This window comes from Alcanivorax xiamenensis, assembly GCF_009846745.1.
In the GTDB taxonomy this organism is placed as follows: domain Bacteria; phylum Pseudomonadota; class Gammaproteobacteria; order Pseudomonadales; family Alcanivoracaceae; genus Alloalcanivorax; species Alloalcanivorax xiamenensis.
Genome location: NZ_AQPF01000096.1, coordinates 1 through 3,213, shown reverse-complemented (window position 1 = coordinate 3,213; position 3,213 = coordinate 1). Strand labels below are relative to the sequence as shown.

3 protein-coding genes are annotated in these 3,213 nt (G+C 59.5%); 2 read left to right on the top strand and 1 reads right to left on the bottom strand.

Going from position 1 to position 3,213, the window contains the following annotated elements:
- Positions 1-157 precede the first annotated feature (157 nt).
- The gene (locus A6D6_RS21450; RefSeq protein WP_159661836.1) at positions 158-994 is read left to right on the top strand and encodes an RsiV family protein; all 837 of its coding nucleotides are present in this window, start codon (positions 158-160) and stop codon (positions 992-994) included.
- 84 nt (positions 995-1,078) lie between these two features.
- On the opposite strand, the gene A6D6_RS21445 is transcribed toward A6D6_RS21450, so the two are convergent.
- Positions 1,079-1,963 carry a LysR family transcriptional regulator gene (locus tag A6D6_RS21445; protein ID WP_159661835.1) on the bottom strand — a complete coding sequence of 295 codons (885 nt, stop codon included), beginning with the start codon at positions 1,961-1,963 and terminating at the stop codon, positions 1,079-1,081.
- Positions 1,964-2,074: 111 nt separating this feature from the next.
- Between A6D6_RS21445 and A6D6_RS21440 the strand changes: the two genes are divergently transcribed.
- On the top strand, positions 2,075-2,851 hold the full coding sequence (locus A6D6_RS21440) for a ferredoxin--NADP reductase (protein ID WP_133491264.1): 777 nt from the start codon (positions 2,075-2,077) through the stop codon (positions 2,849-2,851).
- Positions 2,852-3,213 lie beyond the last annotated feature (362 nt).

The window sequence follows — 3,213 nt, the reverse complement described above, 5'->3', positions numbered from 1 at the left end:
CTACATAGCACAATCGAAATCACGGCCTGACAAAAGATGAATTCCGGCGCGGCGGCGTAAAGATCGTGAACAGGCTCTTAGAGCCCGGGCTCATCTTTTCCCTCCGCTGGCATTACGGCACACTGGGCCTTCCGCAATCCTGACCAAGGACCTGGTTATGCGCCTGCTGCTCTCCTCCTTGATGTTCACGCTGTTCCTGACCGGCTGTGGTGACAGTGACGCGCCGGCCCGGCCCGATCAGACCACCCGACAAGACGCTCAGGAGACCACTTCGGCCCCGCCCGATAAGCAACCCGCCGACCCCGCCGACCATGGCGGCGATACGCCGCTGGTATCGAAGCCGCAAACACTGGAACGGAAAAGCGAACCCTGCCCCGAGGATCCCTGTTCATCAGTGACGCTACAGTGGCTGACATTCCCCGAGGACCCGGCGCTCACCGAGGCTCTGGAAAATTCGCTCATCCACCAGCTGAGCAATGGCGAAGATGAAGGCGTGTCGTCTCTGGCCGAGGTCGCCGACCGTTTTCTCGCCGACGCCCGAAAAGCGGAGGTCGCGGACAGCTCGATCGGCTGGGAACTGACCTCCAAAGTGGCGGTGGGAGGCGAGTGGCGTGATATCGCCAACCTGCAATTGGAAACCTATGAATTCACCGGTGGCGCCCACGGTATGCCCGTGCTCCAGCTGCTCAACTGGGACCGTCGGGAGCACCGCCGCATTGAGTTGGCGGACATCCTGCAACCGGGGAAAGAAGAGGCGTTCTGGGCCGAAGCCGCCAAGGCGCACGTTCGATGGCTGGAACAGGAAGCGCAGGCCGATGATGAGTTTCGCGACAACTGGCCGTTTCAGCAGACCGGCGATTTTGATATGACCTACGATGGTGTGGAGCTGCACTACAATGTTTACAGCATCGGCCCCTACGCCATGGGGCAGCCGGAACTGACCGTGCCCTGGAACAAATTGGATGGCCTGATTCGCGAGCGCTACCTGCCCTGATCGTTTTATCGCGGCCCAGGCCGCTTCCCACAGCGGTTCCATAGTTCCCTTTGTGGGAAGCGGCCTGGGCCGCGAATGCCCCTCTCATTCCGGCGATTGCCGGCACAGCTCCAGCCAGCGCTCAACGCCGGGGCTGCGGTATTTCTGCCGGTGCAGTACGAAATAGAACTCACGGCTGAAATCCCGCGCCGGCACGGTCAGGGGAACCAGGGAACCACGCCGGAACGCCTCACGCAGTGACACCCGGGACAGACAACTGATACCCAGGCCGGCTTCCACCGCCCGTTTGATCGCTTCGGTGTGCTCCAGTTCGAGCAACAACTTCAGGCTGGGCAGAAGGCCGTGCATGGCCCGCTCAAAGGTCTGTCGCGTTCCCGATCCGGTTTCGCGTACAATCCAGGTAGCGGTTAAAAGGTCTTCGTCGGATAGCGTTTCCTGTTTCGCCAGCGGGTGATCAGGAGCGCAGAACACCACCAGTTCGTCCTCTCGCCAGGGCAACAATTCCAGGTCGGTGTGGTTGATTTCCCCTTCGATCAACCCCATATCCAGATCGAAGGCCAGCACCCGGTCGACAATAGTGGCGGTATTCGCCACCTCCAGTTTCACCTGGGCCCCGGGCTGCTCCGCCATATACCGAGCCATGATATTCACCGCCAGGTAGTTACCAATTGTCAGTGTGGCCCCGACCTTGAGGCGCCCCAACTCCTGGTGAGCCTGCAAACCGGACTCCAGATCCCGGGCCTGCCCCAACAGAGCTTCCGCTCTGGGCCAAAGCTGACGCCCCAGTTCGTTGAGCCGCAGCTTTTTTCCGGCACGTTCAAACAGCTTGATGTCGAACTGGGCTTCCAGCTCCTTGAGAGCGCCGGAGGCGGCGGACTGAGACATGTTCAGATCCCGTGCCGCCCGGCTCACGTTCTCGTGATGGGCCACGGCGAGGAACACCTCCAGTTGTCGCAGGGTGTATCTCATCGTTATTACCAGGGTCGATATCAAATATCGGAATAACGCATTTTACCGATATGAGTAAAAGGGTTACATTCTCATCAATTAAAGTATTTTGGAATAAAGGCGCATTAGCTTATGTCGAATCTGAATACTGAAACGGTTACCAGTGTTCGGCACTGGAACGACACCCTGTTCAGCTTTACCACCAGCCGTGACCCGGGCTTCCGCTTCAAGAACGGTCATTTCACCATGATCGGTCTGGAGCAGGACAACGGTCGCCCTCTGCTGCGCGCCTATTCCATCGCCAGCGCCAATCACGAGGAAGAGCTGGAGTTCTTCAGCATCAAGGTGCCGGACGGTCCGCTCACCTCCCAGCTGCAGAAGATCAAGCCGGGCGACAAGATCTATGTGAGCCGCAAACCCACCGGCACCCTGGTGGCGGACCACCTGCTGCCGGGCAAGCGGCTGTGGCTGCTCTCCACCGGTACCGGCCTGGCGCCGTTCCTGAGCATCATCAAGGATCCGGAAATCTACGAGCGTTTCGACCAGGTGATCCTGACCCACGGCGTGCGCTTCGTTTCGGAACTGGCCTATCAGGACATGATCCAGGACGAACTGCCCAACAACGAGTTCTTCGGCGACATGATCCAGGGCAAACTGAAGTACTACCCCACCGTCACCCGGGAACCGTTCCGCAATCAGGGCCGGCTCACCAACCTGATGGACTCCGGGAAAATCTTTGAGGATCTGGGCCTGCCCCAACCCAACCTGGAAGAGGACCGCTTCATGCTGTGCGGCAGCCCGGCCATGCTCAAGGACCTTACCAACCTTCTGGATGGCTGGGGCTTCCGTGAAAGTCGTGGCGGCCATATCCACGAGTACGTGATCGAACGGGCCTTCGTGGAGAAGTAACTTAACTGCTGCAAGCGCTGAATCTGTTTTTTATACCCCGCCTCGCGCGGGGTTTTTTATGACCGCCGTCCATGGCGGTCACCCTTCGGGCCGTCGCACAGCAACGTTAAAAATTGCTCCCGGCAATTTTTTATGACCGCCGTCCATGGCGATCACCCTCCGGGCCGTCGCAGAGCAACGTTAAAAATGGCTCTCGGCCACTGCTGTCCCACCATCCGCTGGCACGCTGACACGCAACACGCCGGCACGCCAAACCCAAGGCCCGCTGGCCGGCCTTGGGGACACGCATTCAAAGCAACCCCGTCATGCCCGAGTGGTTTTCAAAGCGTGCCGGCGTGTTGCGTGTTGCGTGTTGCGTGTTG